This window comes from Actinosynnema sp. NPDC037264 (assembly GCF_055603705.1).
On record NZ_JBVJVK010000001.1, the window covers coordinates 304,350 to 321,059 of the forward strand.

13 protein-coding genes are annotated in these 16,710 nt (G+C 71.1%); 6 read left to right on the top strand and 7 right to left on the bottom strand.

Translation table 11 applies throughout. The features are described from left to right. Positions 1-19: 19 nt before the first annotated feature. From ACZ7GX_RS01455 to ACZ7GX_RS01470, 4 genes are all read right to left on the bottom strand, one after another. Positions 20-784 (bottom strand): amino acid ABC transporter ATP-binding protein, encoded by a 765-nt coding sequence (locus ACZ7GX_RS01455; protein WP_498771577.1) that lies wholly within the window; start codon positions 782-784, stop codon positions 20-22. Next, positions 781-1,605: an amino acid ABC transporter permease gene (locus ACZ7GX_RS01460; RefSeq protein ID WP_498771579.1), complete on the bottom strand. Its 825-nt coding sequence runs from the start codon at positions 1,603-1,605 to the stop codon at positions 781-783. Before ACZ7GX_RS01460 ends, ACZ7GX_RS01455 begins: the two co-directional genes overlap by 4 nt. 74 nt (positions 1,606-1,679) lie before the next feature. Continuing rightward, entirely contained in the window at positions 1,680-2,498 is an 819-nt protein-coding gene (locus ACZ7GX_RS01465) for a transporter substrate-binding domain-containing protein (RefSeq protein WP_498771581.1), read from the bottom strand. 156 nt (positions 2,499-2,654) lie between these two features. Further along, positions 2,655-5,342 (bottom strand): MGH1-like glycoside hydrolase domain-containing protein, encoded by a 2,688-nt coding sequence (locus ACZ7GX_RS01470; RefSeq protein ID WP_498771583.1) that lies wholly within the window; start codon positions 5,340-5,342, stop codon positions 2,655-2,657. A 106-nt stretch (positions 5,343-5,448) separates the two neighbouring features. Here ACZ7GX_RS01470 and ACZ7GX_RS01475 point away from each other — a divergent pair, with 106 nt between their 5' ends. Beyond that, the gene (locus ACZ7GX_RS01475) at positions 5,449-7,500 is read left to right on the top strand and encodes a hypothetical protein (RefSeq protein WP_498771585.1); all 2,052 of its coding nucleotides are present in this window, start codon (positions 5,449-5,451) and stop codon (positions 7,498-7,500) included. A 73-nt stretch (positions 7,501-7,573) separates the two neighbouring features. On the opposite strand, the gene ACZ7GX_RS01480 is transcribed toward ACZ7GX_RS01475, so the two are convergent. After that, positions 7,574-8,986: a M20/M25/M40 family metallo-hydrolase gene (locus ACZ7GX_RS01480; protein WP_498771588.1), complete on the bottom strand. Its 1,413-nt coding sequence runs from the start codon at positions 8,984-8,986 to the stop codon at positions 7,574-7,576. Positions 8,987-9,449: 463 nt separating this feature from the next. Between ACZ7GX_RS01480 and pdhA the strand changes: the two genes are divergently transcribed. From pdhA to ACZ7GX_RS01495, 3 genes are read left to right on the top strand one after another with little or no spacing between them, the layout of a single operon-like run. After that, the gene (gene pdhA, locus ACZ7GX_RS01485) at positions 9,450-10,643 is read left to right on the top strand and encodes a pyruvate dehydrogenase (acetyl-transferring) E1 component subunit alpha (RefSeq protein ID WP_498771590.1); all 1,194 of its coding nucleotides are present in this window, start codon (positions 9,450-9,452) and stop codon (positions 10,641-10,643) included. Beyond that, complete coding sequence (locus tag ACZ7GX_RS01490; protein WP_498771592.1) at positions 10,643-11,671, top strand: alpha-ketoacid dehydrogenase subunit beta; 1,029 nt, start codon at positions 10,643-10,645, stop codon at positions 11,669-11,671. Before pdhA ends, ACZ7GX_RS01490 begins: the two co-directional genes overlap by 1 nt. A gap of 10 nt (positions 11,672-11,681) precedes the next feature. Further along, positions 11,682-13,067: a dihydrolipoamide acetyltransferase family protein gene (locus ACZ7GX_RS01495; RefSeq protein ID WP_498771594.1), complete on the top strand. Its 1,386-nt coding sequence runs from the start codon at positions 11,682-11,684 to the stop codon at positions 13,065-13,067. A gap of 9 nt (positions 13,068-13,076) precedes the next feature. Here ACZ7GX_RS01495 and ACZ7GX_RS01500 read toward each other — a convergent pair whose 3' ends face one another. Then, positions 13,077-14,426, bottom strand: coding sequence for a pentapeptide repeat-containing protein (locus tag ACZ7GX_RS01500; RefSeq protein WP_498771596.1), 1,350 nt, complete (start codon positions 14,424-14,426; stop codon positions 13,077-13,079). 73 nt (positions 14,427-14,499) lie between these two features. Here ACZ7GX_RS01500 and ACZ7GX_RS01505 point away from each other — a divergent pair, with 73 nt between their 5' ends. Beyond that, positions 14,500-15,405, top strand: a complete 906-nt coding sequence (locus ACZ7GX_RS01505; protein ID WP_498771598.1) for a helix-turn-helix domain-containing protein — start codon at positions 14,500-14,502, stop codon at positions 15,403-15,405. A gap of 179 nt (positions 15,406-15,584) precedes the next feature. Continuing rightward, a complete protein-coding gene (locus ACZ7GX_RS01510) occupies positions 15,585-16,412 on the top strand; it encodes a DUF3885 domain-containing protein (RefSeq protein ID WP_498771600.1) in 828 nt (275 codons plus the stop codon). On the opposite strand, the gene ACZ7GX_RS01515 is transcribed toward ACZ7GX_RS01510, so the two are convergent. Then, positions 16,310-16,633 carry a CPCC family cysteine-rich protein gene (locus ACZ7GX_RS01515; protein ID WP_498771602.1) on the bottom strand — a complete coding sequence of 108 codons (324 nt, stop codon included), beginning with the start codon at positions 16,631-16,633 and terminating at the stop codon, positions 16,310-16,312. The genes ACZ7GX_RS01510 and ACZ7GX_RS01515 overlap by 103 nt on opposite strands. Positions 16,634-16,710: the final 77 nt, after the last annotated feature.

Consider the following 16,710-nt stretch of genomic DNA (forward strand, 5'->3'; position numbering starts at 1 on the left):
GGATCGGCGCACCCGGGGGTCAGGCGCCGGTCGGCCCCTGGTGCGTCGGGTCGAGCACGCGGGCCAGGAACGACTGCGTGCGCTCGTGCTGCGGCGCGCCGATGACCTGCTCGGCCGGGCCTTCCTCGACGACGTACCCGCCGTCCATGAACAGCACCCGGTCGGCCACCTCGCGGGCGAACTGCATCTCGTGCGTCACCACGAGCATCGTCATGCCCTCGTCGGCGAGCTGCCGCATCACCCCGAGCACGTCGCCGACGAGCTCCGGGTCCAGCGCCGAGGTCGGCTCGTCGAACAGCATCACGTCGGGGTCCATCGACAGCGCCCGCGCGATCGCCACGCGCTGCTGCTGGCCGCCGGAGAGCTGGTTGGGCATGGCGTTGACCTTGTCCGACAGCCCGACCCGCTCCAGGTTGCGCAACGCGACTTCCTGCGCCTGCTTCGCGTCCCGCTTGAGCACCTTGCGCTGCGCCACCATGAGGTTGTTCAGCACGCTCAGGTGCGAGAACAGGTTGAACGACTGGAACACCATGCCGATGCGGGTGCGCGCCGCGTCGATGTCCACGTCCGGGTCGGTCAGCTCGGTGCCGTTGACCACGATCTTGCCGCCGGTCGGCTCCTCCAGCAGGTTCACGCAGCGCAGCAGCGTGGACTTGCCCGAGCCGGACGGCCCGATGATGCACACGACGTCACCGCGCTCGACCCGGACGTCGATGCCCTTGAGCACGTCCAGCGAGCCGAACGACTTCTTCAGGCCGGTGATCTCGACCGCCGCCTCGCTCACGCGGACACCCCCAACCCCGTCGATTCCGGCGTGCTGATCTTCTTGCCGCCCGTGCGCCGCTCCAGGTACCGCGACAGGTGGCCCAGCGGCAGCGTGATCAGCAGGTAGCACAGGCCGACCACCAGGATCGGGGTCAGCGACGGCGACCGGCTCAGCGTCTCGCGGCCGAACTTGGTCAGCTCGTACTGGTCGCGGGCCAGGCCGATGATGTAGATCAGCGACGAGTCCTTGGTGAGCAGGATCAGCTCGTTGGTCAGCGGCGGCAGGATGATCCGGAACGCCTGCGGGATCACCACGGTCAGCAGCGTGCGGCCCTGCGACATGCCGAGCGAGCGGGCGGCCTCGATCTGGCCCTTCGGCACCGCCTGGATGCCCGCGCGGATCGTCTCGGCCATGTACGCGGCGCCGACGATGCCCAGCGCCAGCATCACGGTCGAGTAGATGTCGAACTGGAGCCCGAACGCCAGCGGCACGCCGAAGCTCAGCGCGATGAACACCAGCAGCGCCGGCACACCGCGGAAGAACTCGATGTAGATCGTGGCCAGCCACCGGTACGGCGCGACCGGCGAGAGCTTCATCAGCGCCAGCACCAGGCCGAGCGCCAGGCCGAACGCGAAGCCGAGGGCCGTGTAGACGAGCGTGTTCTTCAACGCCACGGTGATGGCGTTCGGGAACATCTCCGCGGCGATCTCGAGGTTGAAGAAGCTGCGCTGGATCTCGCCCCAGTCGGCGACGACCGCCAGGACGGCGGCCACCACGACCAGCAACGCGTACTGGCCGGCGCGGAACGCCTTCGCGCGTTGGCGCTTGGAGAGTGCCATGTGGGTTTACCTCGTGGGCTGGGGTGGACAAGGCGCGGGGCCGGTGCGGTCGCACCGGCCCCGTCGTCAGCCGGTTACTTCGACTCCGGCTTCTTGCCGAACCACTTCTCGTAGATCTCGTCGTACTTGCCGCTGTCCTTGGCCTTCTTCAGGACCTCGTCGAACTTCGCCTTCAGGGCGGTGTTGCCCTTCTTGAAGCCGACGCCGTACTTCTCCTGCGTGTCGAACTCCGCGACCACGGCGGTGTCCGGGAACTCCTTGACGTAGTCCAGCAGCACGCCGTTGTCGTTGATGGCCGCGTCCACCGCGCCGGTGCGCACGGCGGTCTCCATCAGCGGCAGGTCCTCGAACTGCACGACCGTGTAGCCGTGCTTCGCCGCGTTCTCGTTGGCGTAGATCTCGCCGGTGGTCTCCAGCTGGACGCCGATCTTCTTGCCCTTGAGGTCGTCGAGGGTCTTGACCGGCGAGTCCTTCTTGACCAGCAGCGCCTGCGAGGCGTCGAAGTACGGCTCGGAGAAGTCGATGACCTCGGCGCGGTCCGGCTTGATGGTCATGCCGGCCGCGGCCAGGTCGCACTTGCCGGTGTTGAAGACCTCGCCGGAGGTGATGGTCTCGAACGGGGTGTCGAAGATTTCCTGGGTGACGCCCAGTTCCTTGGCCACCAGATCGACCAGGTCGACGTCGAAGCCGACGGTCTTGTCGCCCTCGGAGAACTGGAAGGGCTTGTAGGAAAGGTGGGTGCAGGTGACCAGCTTGCCGCTCTGGACCAGGGAGATGCCCGACCCGCTGTCCTGCGAGCCGGTGTTGACCTTGGTCGCGCACGCCGTCATCGTGGCCGCCAAGGCGAGCACGGGGAACAGGGCGAGCGCAGCGTGCCTGGTACGACGGGCCACGGCGTCACTCCTCGTAACTGTGTCGGTCGAGTGTTCGGCATACTGCCACTTGGGTGACTGGGTGCACAGCACGTGCGTGTTACAGAACTTCGGTGTGCATGAATCTTGCGTCACAGGGCGCAGATGGCCGCAAATCATTCAGCCGGTTGGCATTAATCACACAATTGATTCACCCAGAGCGCCGGTTTGACGACGATCCGTCAACAGGCTCGCGACCAGTGCGGTCCACCCCGTCTGGTGGGTGGCGCCCAGCCCTTCGCCCGTGTCGCCGTCGAAGTACTCGCTGAAGGTGACGTGCTCCCGCCACAAGGGTGAGTCGGTCGACTCGATCCGCTTGCCGTCCGCGGGCCGCCGGCCGTCGTGGTCGGGCAGGAACAGCGACACCAGGCGTCTGACCAGCTCGTCCGCCGCCTGCCCGGCCGTCACGTGCCGCGTGCTGCGAGTGGGAAGTTCCACGTGGAACCTTCCGCCGTGGAACTCCTCGATCGTGCGCAGGGCCTCCACGAGCAGGGCGTTGGTCGGGAACCAGACCGGGCCGCGCCAGTTGGAGTTGCCGCCGAACATCGGCGTGCGCGACTCGCCGGGCTCGTAGCCCATCCGGTGCTCCTGGTCGGCGACCTGCACCTCCAGGCCCTCGCGGTGCGCCGCGGACAGGCTGCGGATGCCGTGCGGCGAGAGGAACTCGCCCTCGTCCAGCATCCGGCTCAGCACGCGCCGCAGCTTGCGCTCGTCCAGCAGGCTGAGCAGCGCGCCGCCGCCGCTGCGGCTGAGGAACTGCTGCAGCTCGGGCCGCTTCGCCAGCAGGTGCTCCAGCCGCCGCGCGAAGTCGGGCAGCTCCTCGAACACCCACGGCTCCAGCACCGCGCACGCCAGCACGGGGATCAGGCCGACCATCGACCGCACCCGCACCGGCTGCGACTCGACGTGCCCGTCCGGCAGCCGCCGCGACACCACGTCGTAGCAGAAGCCGTCGGTCTCGTCCCAGATGCCGCGCCCGCCGGAACCGAACTGCGTGGACGCCTCGGCGATGCTCAGGAAGTGCTCCACGAACTTCGTGGCCACGTCCTCGTACGACTCGTCGTGCCGCGCCAGCTCCAGCGCGATCTGCATCAGGTGCAGGCTGTAGGCCGCCATCCACGACGTGGCGTCCGACTGCTCCAGCCGCCACTGGCCCAGCATCGGCTCCGACCGGTTCACCGGTCCGATGTTGTCCATGCCGAGGAAGCCGCCCTCGAACAGGTAGCTGCCGTCGGCGTCCTTGCGGTTGACCCACCAGGAGAAGTTCAGCAGCAGCTTGTGGAAGACCTTGGCCAGGAACTTGCGGTCCTTGACCTCCTCGGACCGGTAGACCTGCAACGCCGCCCACGCGTGCACGGGCGGGTTGACGTCGCCGAACTCCCACTCGTAGGCGGGCAGCTGGCCGTTGGGGTGCATCAGCCACTCGCGGCACAGCAGGAGCAGCTGCTCCTTGGCGAACGCCGGGTCGACCTTCGCGAACGGCACGGTGTGGAACGCGAGGTCCCACGCGGCGAACCAGGGGTACTCCCACTCGTCCGGCATGGAGATCACGTCGGCCACGTCGAAGTGCCGCCAGTGCGCGTTGCGGGCGTGCATGTTCTTGCGCGAGGTCGGCGCGGCGGGCTGCGCCGGGTCGCCGTCGAGCCACTCGCGGGTGCGGAAGCGGTAGTGCTGCTTGGTCCACATCAGGCCCGCCAGCGCCCGCCTGACCACGGCGGCGCGCTTGGGGTCCAGGTCGAGGTCGGTGTGGTGGAACTCGTCGGCCTCGGCCCGGCGCTGGTCCAGCGTGTCCTGGAAGCTCGGCCCGAACGCGTCGAGGTGCCCGTCGCCGTCCACCAGGCGCAGCCGCACGGTGACCGACTCGCCCGGCTCGACCGGGTCGAACGAGTACCAGGCGGCGACCTTCGTGCCGGGGTCGCCGGTGTCGTCCGGCCCGACGACCTGGCACGCCCCGGCGTCCCGGCCGACGACGTACCGGTCGATGCCGTCCTTGGTGCGGCCGGTCGCGTTGTGCCCGGTGCCGAACAGCTCGACCTCGTTGGTCTCGTTGTCGGTGACCAGCAGCGTCGGCGTGCCCTCGACGTGCAGCGTGTACCGGCCGAGCGCGGCGTGCTCGGCGGTGATCCGGCGCCAGCCGTCCCGCGTGCAGGCGCGCAGGCTCGGCTTGCGGTCGTCGCGGCCCCACGCCCACGTGTTGCGGAACCAGAGTTGCGGCAGCAGGTGCACCGGCGCCGGGTCCGGGCCGTGGTTGGTGGCGGTCAGCTCGACGCAGATGTCCTTCGGGCCCGCCTTGGCGTAGGTCACCCGGACGTCGAAGAACCGGTTCTCGTCCAGCACGCCGGTGTCGGACAGCTCCGGCTCGCGCTCGTTGCGGCCGGCGCGCTTGGCCATCTCGCGCAGCTCGGCGTAGGGGAACTCACGCTGCGGGTACCGGTAGACGACCTGCATCCAGGAGTGCGTCGGCGTGCCGTCGGTCACCCACCAGTGCTCCTTGACGTCCTCGCCGTGGTTGCCCTCGTTGTTGGTGAGCCCGAAGTAGCGCTCCTTGAGGATCGGGTCGCGGCCGTTCCAGAGCGCGACGGCCAGGTTGAGGAAGCCGTGCACGTCGCAGATGCCGGCGATGCCGTCCTCGCCCCAGCGGTAGGCGCGTGAGCGGGCGTGGTCGAACGGGAAGGACGTCCACGCGTCGCCGCTCGCCGAGTAGTCCTCGCGGACCGTCCCCCACTGCCGTCCGGCCAGGTAGGGGCCCCAGAGACGCCAGGGTGCGGTCGGGGAGTCGGACTCCGCCAACCGCGTCCGCTCGGCTTGCCGGCTGTGCTCGTTCACTCGGCCAGTGTGCGGCATCGGTTCAGTAAACCGGTTACCGACGGGTTAGGTCACAGTCCTGAGCGGTGTTTGCCAACCCCGTCAGGCGGTGTCATCGTCACGCTCCGTGGACTACGACTTACCTCCCTGGCACAGCGGCGCGGACGTGCCGGAGCGGGTGCTGGAACGCGCGGTGGCCGCGGCGCTGGAGCGGCCGGAGGTGAGGCGGGCGGTCGACGCGGGGCACGTGACGCGGGCAGACCTGCTCACCGCGTTGGACGGCACGGGAACCGCCGTCCTGGCGGCGGCCGGCCAGGCCGAGCAGCGGTACCGGACCGAGCGCCCGGGCTGGTGGGCGTGGTTCGAGGTGACCGCCCCGATCGGGCGGTGGGTGCTGCTCGTCACGCCGGTGCTCGGCTTCGCGGCCCTCGGCGCGTTCGTCACCTCCCTGCTCCACCTGCACTGGCTCTGGGTGCTCACGGCCGCCGCGGGCGGTGCGGCGTTCGCGGTCCTGGCCGACCTGGTCATGATGCTGAAGTGGTCCGTCGCGGACGACGGCTTCAGTCGCCGGTTCGTGATCGCCTGGCTGTGGTGCGGGGCGTTGCTGCCCGTGCTCGGTTGGGAGCCGCTGTTCGGATCGCTGCCCGGTGGTTGGCGGTTGGCGGGGCTGCTCGGCCTGTTCGCGGTCCTGCTGTCGGCTGTCTGGACCGTCCGCACGCTGTTCGACGGCTTCACGCACGCGGGCCGGAGCGAGGTGGCGCGTGCCGCGCTCAAGGCCTGGGAGGACAGCGTCGTGGTCGACGGCGTGCTGCCGGTGCTCTACAGCCGGCTGAACGAGGCGTCGCCGCCCGTGCACTCCACCACCCTCACGGCGCGCGAGGCGTTCGCGGTCGTCCGGGCCGACCCGCTGCGGATGCACGTCCCGACACCGGCGGGCGCGGTGCTGGCCGGGCTGGTCGACCGGCTCGACGGCGGCAGCTTCGCCGTCGCCGGACCGCGCGGCGCGGGCAAGACGAACCTGCTCCGGGCGTTCTGCGGCGGCCGGTACGCGGCGGCGGGCCGTGCGCCCGACCTGGCCGTCCTGGTGTCCGCGCCGGTGGACTACGTGCCGCAGGAGTTCGTCGTGCACCTGTTCGCCGAGGTCTGCGAGGCGGTGCTCGCCCGGTTCGGGCCGCGCGACCCGCTGGCGTCGGCCGCGCGGGAGCACCTGACCTCGCTGAACTACGTGCGGATGAACGCCGACGAGATCAGCGGCAAGGGCGGGTTCAAGGGCTTCGAGCTGGCCGGCAAGCGCACGGTGACGCTGACCGGCCGCGCGCCGACGTACCCCGAGGTGGTCAAGCGCTTCCGGGTGTTCCTCGGCCGGATCGCCGCCGAGCAGGCCACCGAGCGTGAGCGCGAACCCGGCCGGGTGATCATCGGCGTCGACGAGCTCGACCGCATCGGCACGGGGGAGCCCGCGCGGCGGCTGCTCAACGAGATCAAGGCGATCTTCGACGTCCAGGGCTGCTACTACCTGGTGTCGGTCTCCACCGAGGCGCAGCACGACTTCGAGCTGTCCGGCATCGGGCTGCGCAGCGTCTTCGACAGCTCGTTCGACGAGGTGGTGCGGGTCGACTACCTGGACTTCGCGTACGCGCGCAAGCTGCTCCGCCGCTACGTGCTCGACCTGTCGGAGCAGTTCCACGCCCTGGCGTACGTGTTCTCCGGCGGCCTGGCCCGCCACCTCGTGCGCACCGCGCGGTCGATCGTGGACCTCGGCCGCGAGCGGCCGGGACGCGACATCGTCGACGTCGTGCGCGCCCTCGTCGAGGCCGAGCTCACCCGTGCCTGCCAGGCCACCGCCGACGCCCTGACCGCCGTGGACGACCGCGAGGGCGTCACCGGGCTGCTGCGCCTGCTCGACGAACGCCCGGCCACCGACCTCAAGACCTACGGCGACGCCGTCCGCGCCGCCTACACGGGCCGGTCCGAACGGGTCCGCCAACTCAAGGACGCGGTGGCCGCCCGCGTCCAGTTCCTCGCCACGGTCACCCGGACCTTCACCGCGGACCTCACCGAGGCCCGCATGGCCGCCCTGGGCTTCGACGAACTGGCCCGCGCCCGCCGGTACGCGGGCACCAACCCCGACGCCGGCCTCGCCCTGCTCCGCGACCTCAACCGCAAGTGGGCCGCCTGACCGGGCTCACGAGCCGGCCCGCGCCGGGGCTGGACGGCGGACCGGGCAGCGAGCCACCCGGTCCACCCGCGCGTCAGCGCTTCGCGTGCGCGTCCAGCACCACGGCCACGGCCTCGGTGATCCGGGCCGCGTGCCCGAGGTGCAGCCACTCGTCCGGCACGTGGCAGTTGGAGTCCGGCCCGACCGCGCCCGTGACCAGGAACTGCGCTTGCGGGTACGCCTCGTGCAGCAGCCCCATGAACGGGATCGAGCCGCCGAGCGCCACCGTCCGCCAGGGCGCGTCGAACACCTCCTTGCCGATCCGGTCCAACGTCTCCCGCAGCCACGGCGCGAGCTCGGGCGCGTTCCACCCGTCCGCGGACTCCACCCGGGTCAGCTCCACCACCGCCCCGTACGGCACGTCGGTCGTCAACGCCCGCCGCACCGCCTCGACCGACGCACCGGCGTCGGCCGTCGGCGGCAGCCGGAAGCTCAGCACCAAGGTGGTGAACGGCCGCAGCACGTTGCCCGCGTCGTCCGGCTCGGGCAGCCCGGACGCGCCGGTGACCGACAGCGTCGGCCGCCACCCGGAGTTGAGCGCCAGCTCGACCTCGTCGGCGCCCATCGGCTGCGTCCCCGCCGCCCACGGCACGCTCCCGACCAGCACGCCCGGCGTGCTGGCCACCGCGTCGCGCACCTCGTCCACCCGGTTCTCCGGGATGTCGACGTGCATCTCGCGCACCAGCACCTCGCCGGTCGCGGAGTCCTCCAGCCGGTCGAGGAGCTGCCGGGCGATCCGGAACGACGACGGCACGATCCCGCTCGCCATGCCCGAGTGCAGCCCGCTCTCCAGCACCCGCACCGTCATCGTGACCTGCGCCAACCCGCGCAACGACGTGGTCAGCCACATCCGGTCGTAGTCGTTGCCGCCCGAGTCGAGGCACACCACCAGCGACACGTCGCCGAGCCGCGGCTTGAGGTGCTCGAGGTACGCGGGCAGGTCCGGGCTGCCGGACTCCTCGCCGGTCTCCAGCAGCACGACGCACCGCGAGTGCGTGCCGCCGGAGCGCCGGACGCCCTCGATCGCGGCGATCGCGGCGTAACCGGAGTAGCCGTCGTCCGCCGCGCCGCGGCCGTAGAGCCGCCCGTCGCGCACGACCGGCGTCCACGGGCCGAGGCCCTCGCCCCAGCCGCCGACCGGCGGCTGCTTGTCGAGGTGGCCGTACAGCAGCACGGTGTCGGACGTCGGCGCGGTGCCGGGCACGTCGACCAGCAGCACGGGCGTGCGGTCGGGCAGCTCGACGACCTCGACGGTCGCGCCGGGCAGGTCGCGGTCGGCGAGCCAGGCGCGCACGTGCTCCACCGCGGCGGCCAGGTGGCCGTGCGAGGCCCACTCGGGGTCGAAGGCTGGGGAGATCGCGGGTACCGCGACCAAGGCGGACAGGCTCGGGAGGATGTCGTCGTCCCAGAGCCCGCGAACGGTACGGGTCAGCGCTGAACGGTCCACGCCCCGATCCTGTCACGGCCCGGTCGGTCGGCGACCCCCGGAAACGGGACCCGAGCGGGTTTCGCGTGGTGGAAATGGTCTGTCCGGCCGATGGTCGGTAGTCCATCCAACGCGACCGTGCCGACGTGGGCCGTTGCCGTCGACCCGGCGTGTCCGAAACCCTACGGAAGGTGGTTAACGATCGGTAACCGGGACGCGGCTGTTCGGTAGTCGGACGCTCTACTCGGACTGCCGAAGATTGGCCGTCCAACCGTTACCGCACGTCAGACCGCTGCGTCGGAGGTCACGAACTGGGACGGGGCTCACCATGTCGTGTGACGCCATGTCAGGATGTGGATGAGAACACCGTCAGCGCCGACGGTTGCCCGACCCCCACACCCCGGGGACGACGGCGACTGGCGGTGCAGCCGCGCAGGCTCGCCACAAGCGACCGGGCGGCCTCGTAGACGAGGAGACAAGGCGCATGTCGTCCCCCGAGAAATGGACGCACCCAGGGCCGGATGCCGCGCCGGCCACTGCTGCCAAACCGACAGCGGAACAGGTGATCGCAGGCTTGCGAGCGACAGACGAGGGCGGCGCCGACCTGGTGCAGCTGCTCACCCCCGAGGGCGAGCGCGTCCAGCACCCGGATTTCGACATCGACATCACGGCCGAGGAGCTGCGCGGGCTCTACCGCGACATGGTCCTGGTCCGCCGGGTCGACCGCGAGGCCAACGCGCTGCAGCGCAAGGGCGAGCTGGGCATCTGGGTGCCGCTGCTCGGCCAGGAGGCCGCGCAGATCGGCGCCGGCCGGGCCATGCGCCCGGAGGACATGGCGTTCCCCAGCTACCGCGAGCACGGCATCGCGTGGACGCGCGGCGTCAAGCCGACCGACCTGCTCGGCATCTTCCGGGGCACCGACAACGGCACGTGGGACCCGGTGGCGACCCGGTTCCACCCGTACACGATCGTCATCGGCAACCAGGTGCTCAACGCCACCGGCTACGCCATGGGCCAGAAGTTCGACGGCAAGGTGGGCGACGCCGACGGCGAGGCCACCATCTGCTTCTTCGGCGACGGCGCGACCAGCCAGGGCGACGTGCACGAGGGCTTCGTGTGGGCCGCGGTCTACGACGCGCCGCTGGTGTTCTTCTGCCAGAACAACCAGTGGGCCATCTCCGAGCCGACCGAGCGCCAGTCCCGCCTCCCGCTCTACCAGCGGGCGCGCGGCTACGGCTTCCCCGGCATCCGGGTCGACGGCAACGACGTGCTGGCCACCCTCGCGGTCACCCGCTGGGCGCTGGAGGAGTGCCGCCAGGGCAACGGCCCGATCCTGATCGAGGCGTTCACCTACCGGATGGACGCGCACACCACCTCCGACGACCCCTCGCGCTACCGGCTGTCCGACGAGCTGGAGCTGTGGAAGCTGAAGGACCCGATCGAGCGCGTCAAGGTGCACCTGGTCAAGCAGCAGTGGGCCGACCAGGCGTACTTCGAGTCGGTCGAGGCCGAGGCCGAGCGGATCGCGATCGAGCTGCGCGACTACTGCGTCAACCTGCCCGACCCGCCCGCCGGGCGGATCTTCAGCGAGGTCTACGCCGAGGGCAACCACGTCCTGGAGGCGCAACGCGACGAGTTCCTGGCCTACCACGCCGGGTTCGCGGGAGGTGAGCACTGATGGCCGCTCCGACCATGGACCGCCCCACCGCTGACGCCACGGGCGCGCCCGCGGTGCAGACGCTGACCATCGCGAAGGCGTTGAACAACGGCCTGCGCGCGTCGATGGAGGCCGACCCCAAGGTCATCGTGATGGGCGAGGACGTCGGCAAGCTCGGCGGCGTCTTCCGGATCACCGACGGCCTGCAGAAGGACTTCGGCGAGCAGCGCGTGCTGGACACCCCGCTGGCCGAGTCGGGCATCATCGGCACCGCCGTCGGCCTCGCGATCCGCGGCTACCGGCCGGTGTGCGAGATCCAGTTCGACGGCTTCATCTTCCCCGGCTTCGACCAGATCGTGTCGCAGGTCGCCAAGCTGCACTTCCGCACCCAGGGCCGGCTCAAGGTGCCCATGGTGATCCGGGTGCCGTTCGGCGGCGGCATCGGCGCGGTCGAGCACCACTCCGAGTCGCCCGAGTCGTACTTCGCGCACACCGCCGGCCTCAAGGTCGTCGCGTGCTCGAACCCGGCCGACGCCTACTGGATGATCCAGCAGGCGATCGACTGCGACGACCCGGTGCTGTTCTTCGAGCCCAAGCGGCGCTACTACGAGAAGGGCGAGGTCGACACGACCGCCGCGCCCGGACCGCTGTTCGCCTCGCGCACGCTGCGCACCGGCTCGGACGTCACGCTGGTGACGTACGGGCCGATGGTGCGCACGTCGCTGGAAGCCGCCGCGGCGGCCGAGGAGGAGGGGCGCTCGCTGGAGGTCGTCGACCTGCGCTCGCTCTCGCCGCTGGACCTCGCGCCCGTGTACGAGTCGGTGCGGCGCACCGGCCGGCTGGTCGTGGTGACCGAGGCGCCCAGCGAGTCCTCCATCTCCAGCGAGATCGCGGCCAAGGTGCAGCAGGAGTGCTTCTACTCCCTGCAGGCCCCCGTGCTGCGGGTGACCGGGTTCGACACCCCGTACCCGCCGTCGAAGTTGGAGGAGGAGTTCCTCCCCGACCTCGACCGGGTGCTGCACGCCGTCGACCGCTCGCTGGCCTGGTAGGGGGATAGCTGTGCCGCAGTTCAAGCAGTTCCCCCTGCCCGACACGGCGGAGGGGCTGACCGAGGCCGAGATCCTCACCTGGCACGTCAAGCCGGGTGACGCGGTGAAGGTCAACCAGGTCATCGTCGAGATCGAGACCGCCAAGGCGGCCGTCGAGCTGCCGTGCCCGTGGGACGGCGTGGTGACCGAGTTGCTGGTCGAGGTCGGCCAGACGGTCGAGGTCGGCGTCCCGATCATCACGATCGACGTGGACCCGTCCGGCTCGGCGCCGGCCTCCGCGCCGACGCCCGCGTCGGCGTCCACGCCCGCGTCGAACGGCAAGATCGGCGAGGAGATGCCGGGCGGCCGGATCGCCACGCTGGTCGGCTACGGCCCGCGGGCCGGTGCGGCGAAGCGTCGTCCGCGCAAGGACGCGCCGGCTCCCGTCGCCGCGGCTCCCGCGCCTGCGCCTGCTCCCGCGCCTGCTCCGGCTCCGGTTTCCGCTCCCGCGCCCGCCCCGGTGGTCGCGGAACCGGCGACCCCGGGCGGTTACGTGCCGCTGGCCAAGCCGCCGGTGCGCAAGCTGGCCAAGGACCTGGGCGTCGACCTGCGCGCGCTGGCGGGCTCCGGCCCGGGTGGCGTGATCACGCGGGAAGACGTCGAGCAGGCCGTCGCGGGCCCGACCCCGGCCGCCGCCGCGGCGCCGGTCGAGACCGGGTCGCGCGAGCGGCGCGTGCCGATCAAGGGCGTCCGCAAGGCGACCGCGCAGGCGATGGTGGACAGCGCGTTCACCGCGCCGCACGTCACCGAGTTCCTGACCGTCGACGTGACGCCGATGATGGAGCTGCGGGCGCGGCTGAAGAGCGCCCCGCAGTTCCGCGACGTCAAGCTCACGCCGCTGGCGTTCGCCGCCAAGGCGGTCGTGCTGGCCGTCCGCCGCACGCCCGACGTCAACGCGACGTGGGACGAGGCGGCGCAGGAGATCGTCTACAAGGACTACGTGCACCTGGGCATCGCCGCCGCGACGCCGCGCGGTCTCGTGGTGCCGAAGGTCCGCGACGCCGACCGCATGTCGCTGCGCGAGCTGGCCGTGTCCCTGGACGCCCTGGCCACGACCGCCCGTGACGGCAAGACGACGCCCGCGGACATGATGGGCGGCACGATCACCATCACCAACGTCGGCGTCTTCGGCGTCGACACGGGCACCCCGATCATCAACCCGGGCGAGTCGGCGATCCTCGCCTTCGGCGCGATCCGGGACATGCCGTGGGTGGTGGACGGCCAGGTCGTCCCGCGCAAGGTGTGCCAGCTGGCGCTCAGCTTCGACCACCGCGTGGTCGACGGCCAGCAGGGCTCGCAGTTCCTGGCCGACGTGGGCGCGCTGCTCGCCGACCCCGGCGTGGCGATGACCTACTGAAGTACCGACCTACCGATCGGCTGAACCGGAAGGGCCGGCGTCCACCGCGGGCGTCGGCCCTTCCGCGTCACCGATCCCTCTCAGCACCTCCGCCACGTGCTCCGGTTCGGTGCCCTCCGCGGTGACCGCGCAGCGGGTGAACCCGGCGTCGAGCAGCTTGACCCGGGTCTGCCGGAAGTGGCTGCCGTCGAACCGGAACGCGCACTCCCGCGCCTCCACTCCACGCAGCCCGATCACCGAGTCGGCCCTGCCCGAGAGCAGGTTCACCATCGACAGGTCCACGGTCGAGCGGCTGAGCTCCGCGCCGTCGAGGGCGATGGTCGCGCTCGTGCCGACGAGCCCGGCGAACGTGAGGGTCGTGCCGCGCAGGGCCGCGCCGGTCAGGTCGACGGTGCCGGCGGTGAGGTCCGTCGCGGAGAAGTCGGCGACCTCGCCGGTGAACTCGGCCTCGCCGAAGTCGAGGGTGGCGGACCGGGCGGAGAGGTCCTCGAACGACGTGACCGCGGCGGTGAACCGCGCCCGGCGGAAGCTGAGCGTGCCCGTGACCCGGCAACGGGCGAAGTCGGTGCGCGCGCCGCGGAAGACGGCGTCGTCGAACTTGAAGGTGCCGACGAACCGGCGTTCCGACAGGTCCAGGTCCTCGAACTCGACGCCGTGGAAGTCCATCTCGACGCCGCCGACGGTCCACGAGTCCTTCCAGGTGTGGTCGAGCAGGGTGTTGATGATCTCCTGGCGCACCTCGCGCTCCGTGCGGTCCTCCTCGGGGTAGGGCGTGCGCAGGTAGCCGCACAGCACGTCCACGCAGGTCTGGCGCTGCTCCGGCCAGTCGTCGGCCAGGCCGACCATCGCGTACACGCCCGCGAGGCGCACCGCGAAGCTCTCGTGGCCGAGCTGCTCGGCGGCCTTGCCGTAGCGCTCGTTGAAGAACTTCGTGCGCTCCCGCTGCTCCTGCCGGGTGGCGATGACGTGCGCGGCTTCCGACACCTGCTGCTTGCGGTACCCGACGGCCAGCGCGACGACCGCGCCCAGCCCGCCGACCACGGCGAGGCCGATCTTGAGCAGGTCGAGCAGCTCGGCGGTGGTGAAGCTGGTGGACGACGGCAGCGCCGGTCGGCCGAGCAGCCGGTAGAGCCCGTACCCGGTGGCCGCGGCCAGCAGCAGGGCCAGCACCAGCCACTTGACCAGCGACCGACCCATCGACCCCTTGACGTCGGCGACCACCTGTTTCTCGCGGAGCACCACCGGGGGCGTCGGCGTCGTCCCGCGCGAGGGCCGGGCGAGCCGCAGCACCAGCCACAGGACGATGAGCACGGCGAACGCGACACCGGCGGGCAAGTAGGGGGCGAAGTGGTCGAGCACGAGGTGCAATCGTGCCGGACGAGCGCGTTAATCGGTTGAAGTTCCAGTGACTGGAGAATTCAAGGTGGTCCCCGTGACGCACTACTCGATCGGCGAACTGGCGCGGTTGACCGGGTTGTCCACGCGGACGATCCGGTTCTACTCCGACTCCGGTGTGATCCCCGTCGCGGGGCGCACGGTGGGCGGGTTCCGCACCTACGACGTCGACGGGCTGGCGCGGCTGAAGCTCGTGCGGACCCTGCGTGAACTGGGCGTCGACCTGCCCACCGCGCAACGGGTCCTGGCACGGGAGGTGTCCGTGGCCGAGGTGGCCCGGACGCACGCGGAAGCCATCGACGCGCAGATGCGCACGCTCCGGCTGCGCCGGGCCGTGCTGCGGGTCGTGGCTCGGAACGGGGAGGTGGAGATGGTGCACGAGTTCGCGCGGCTGTCGGCGGAGGAGCGGCAGGCGATCCTGGACGACTTCTTCGACGAGGTGTTCGGCGGGTTCGACATGGACCAGGCGTTCCTGGAGCGCATGCGGTCGGTCCGGGTCGACCTGCCGGACGACCCGTCGCCGGAGCAGTTGGAGGCGTGGATCGAGCTGGTGAACCTGGTGCGCGACCCGGACTTCCGGGCGTCGATCCGGCGGATGTCGCAGCGGCACCAGGAGATGCGGGCGGAGGGCGCCGACCTGGCGCCGTACTCGCCGGCGCAGATGGAGGCGTTCCAGCACGCGTTCGCCCGGGCGCGCGAGGCGGTGGACGCGGGCATCGACCCGCGTTCGCCGGAGGCGGCGGCGATCGTCGCCGAGATCAACGAGAGGTGGGCGTCCGCCTTGGACCTCCCGGTCGGCCCGGAACTGTCCCGCCGGTTGGAGGAGTTCGGCGACCCCAGGGCCGAGCGCTACTGGCAGCTGATCGCCACGGTCAACGGCTGGGAGACCCAGGTCCCCGACACCACGGCCGAACGGGCGTGGCTGGCGGAAGCCGGTCGCTGACGCTCATCTGCGAAGGACCTCGGCCTTGGCCACGCCGAGGTCCTTCACCCCGCGTCCACCGGCGGCCGAAGACGCCCTGGTAGAACTCGGCCGGCACCTCGGCCTCAGGACGATCGAGCCCGACGCACCCGACGAGGCGCCCAAGCCGACCCGGCCGTCGAGGATCACGGAGTGGACCGATGAACGAGCGCCCGTGGGCCGACGCCGCGTGCCAGTGGGTGCAGGAGCACCAGGACCGGTGGCTGAGGCAGGCGATCGTGCCCGCCCTGCACTCCGCCACGACCGGGACGGCGCTGGTCGTCGAGCTGACGGGCCCCGCTTGGCGTGCCAGGACCGAACTGCGCCCCGACCTCGCCGCCGAGGACGTGCGCGGGCACCTGGACGACTGGCTGCGGGAATCCGTGCCACCGGTGTCCGACCTGTCGCGCCGGTGGGACCGGCAGTGGGATCGGTGCGGCCCGGAGGCGCACCGGCTCAAGCACGCGTACCCCGAGCGCTGGGTGCGTTTCCACAGCCTGCCGGAGTCGAAGCGGTACCCCGGGACCGAGGACGAGTACGCCATCGCCCCGCACCGCTACAACGCGGTGCTGGACGAGCTGTTCGCCGGCGGGGAGGTCTACGTGATCACCATGCGGTGGCGCGAGGATCCGGAGCCGGGGACCGGTCACTGGACGACGATCTGCGTGGACCCGGACCTGGACTACCCGTCGTACTGGCACTTGTACGCCAAGCGGATCCCGTGGACGAACGGCGCCATCGACACCCTGCTGCGCGAGGTGGCGGACGACGCCGAGGCCAACGTGATGATCACCGACCTGGACCTGCGCCGCATCCACCACCCCTACGACGGCGGCGCGGACGTGCTGCTGCCGACCACCGACGAACGTGACGCGCTGAGGGCCCGTCACCCCGACTGGCTTGGCAGCCAGGAAGGCGGGTACTCGTCGGGTGTCGGCGGTCGGACGTGCTTGAGGTCCGTCGGGCCGGCGGCGCCGACCCGGCCGTAGTTCTCGCGGGCCCGGGTCAGGCTGAGACCTCGGTTCGGGCCTCCTCGTACGTGGTCGGCATCGTGCTCGTCCTGGCCGTCGTCCTCCCAGAAGCAGACGTCGCAGATCTCGTAGCCACCCCGTTCGCCGAGGGTGAGGAAGCCGCAGCAAGGGCAGGCGTGCGGGCCGGACTCGCCGTCACGGACGACGTTGAAGAACGGCTCTGGGGACATGCCGCACATGGTCACATCTCCGACTGGGTGAAGGCGGCCGAATGAGTGCCACGACTCGCGCGGAGCACGAGCGCGCCCGGAAAGCA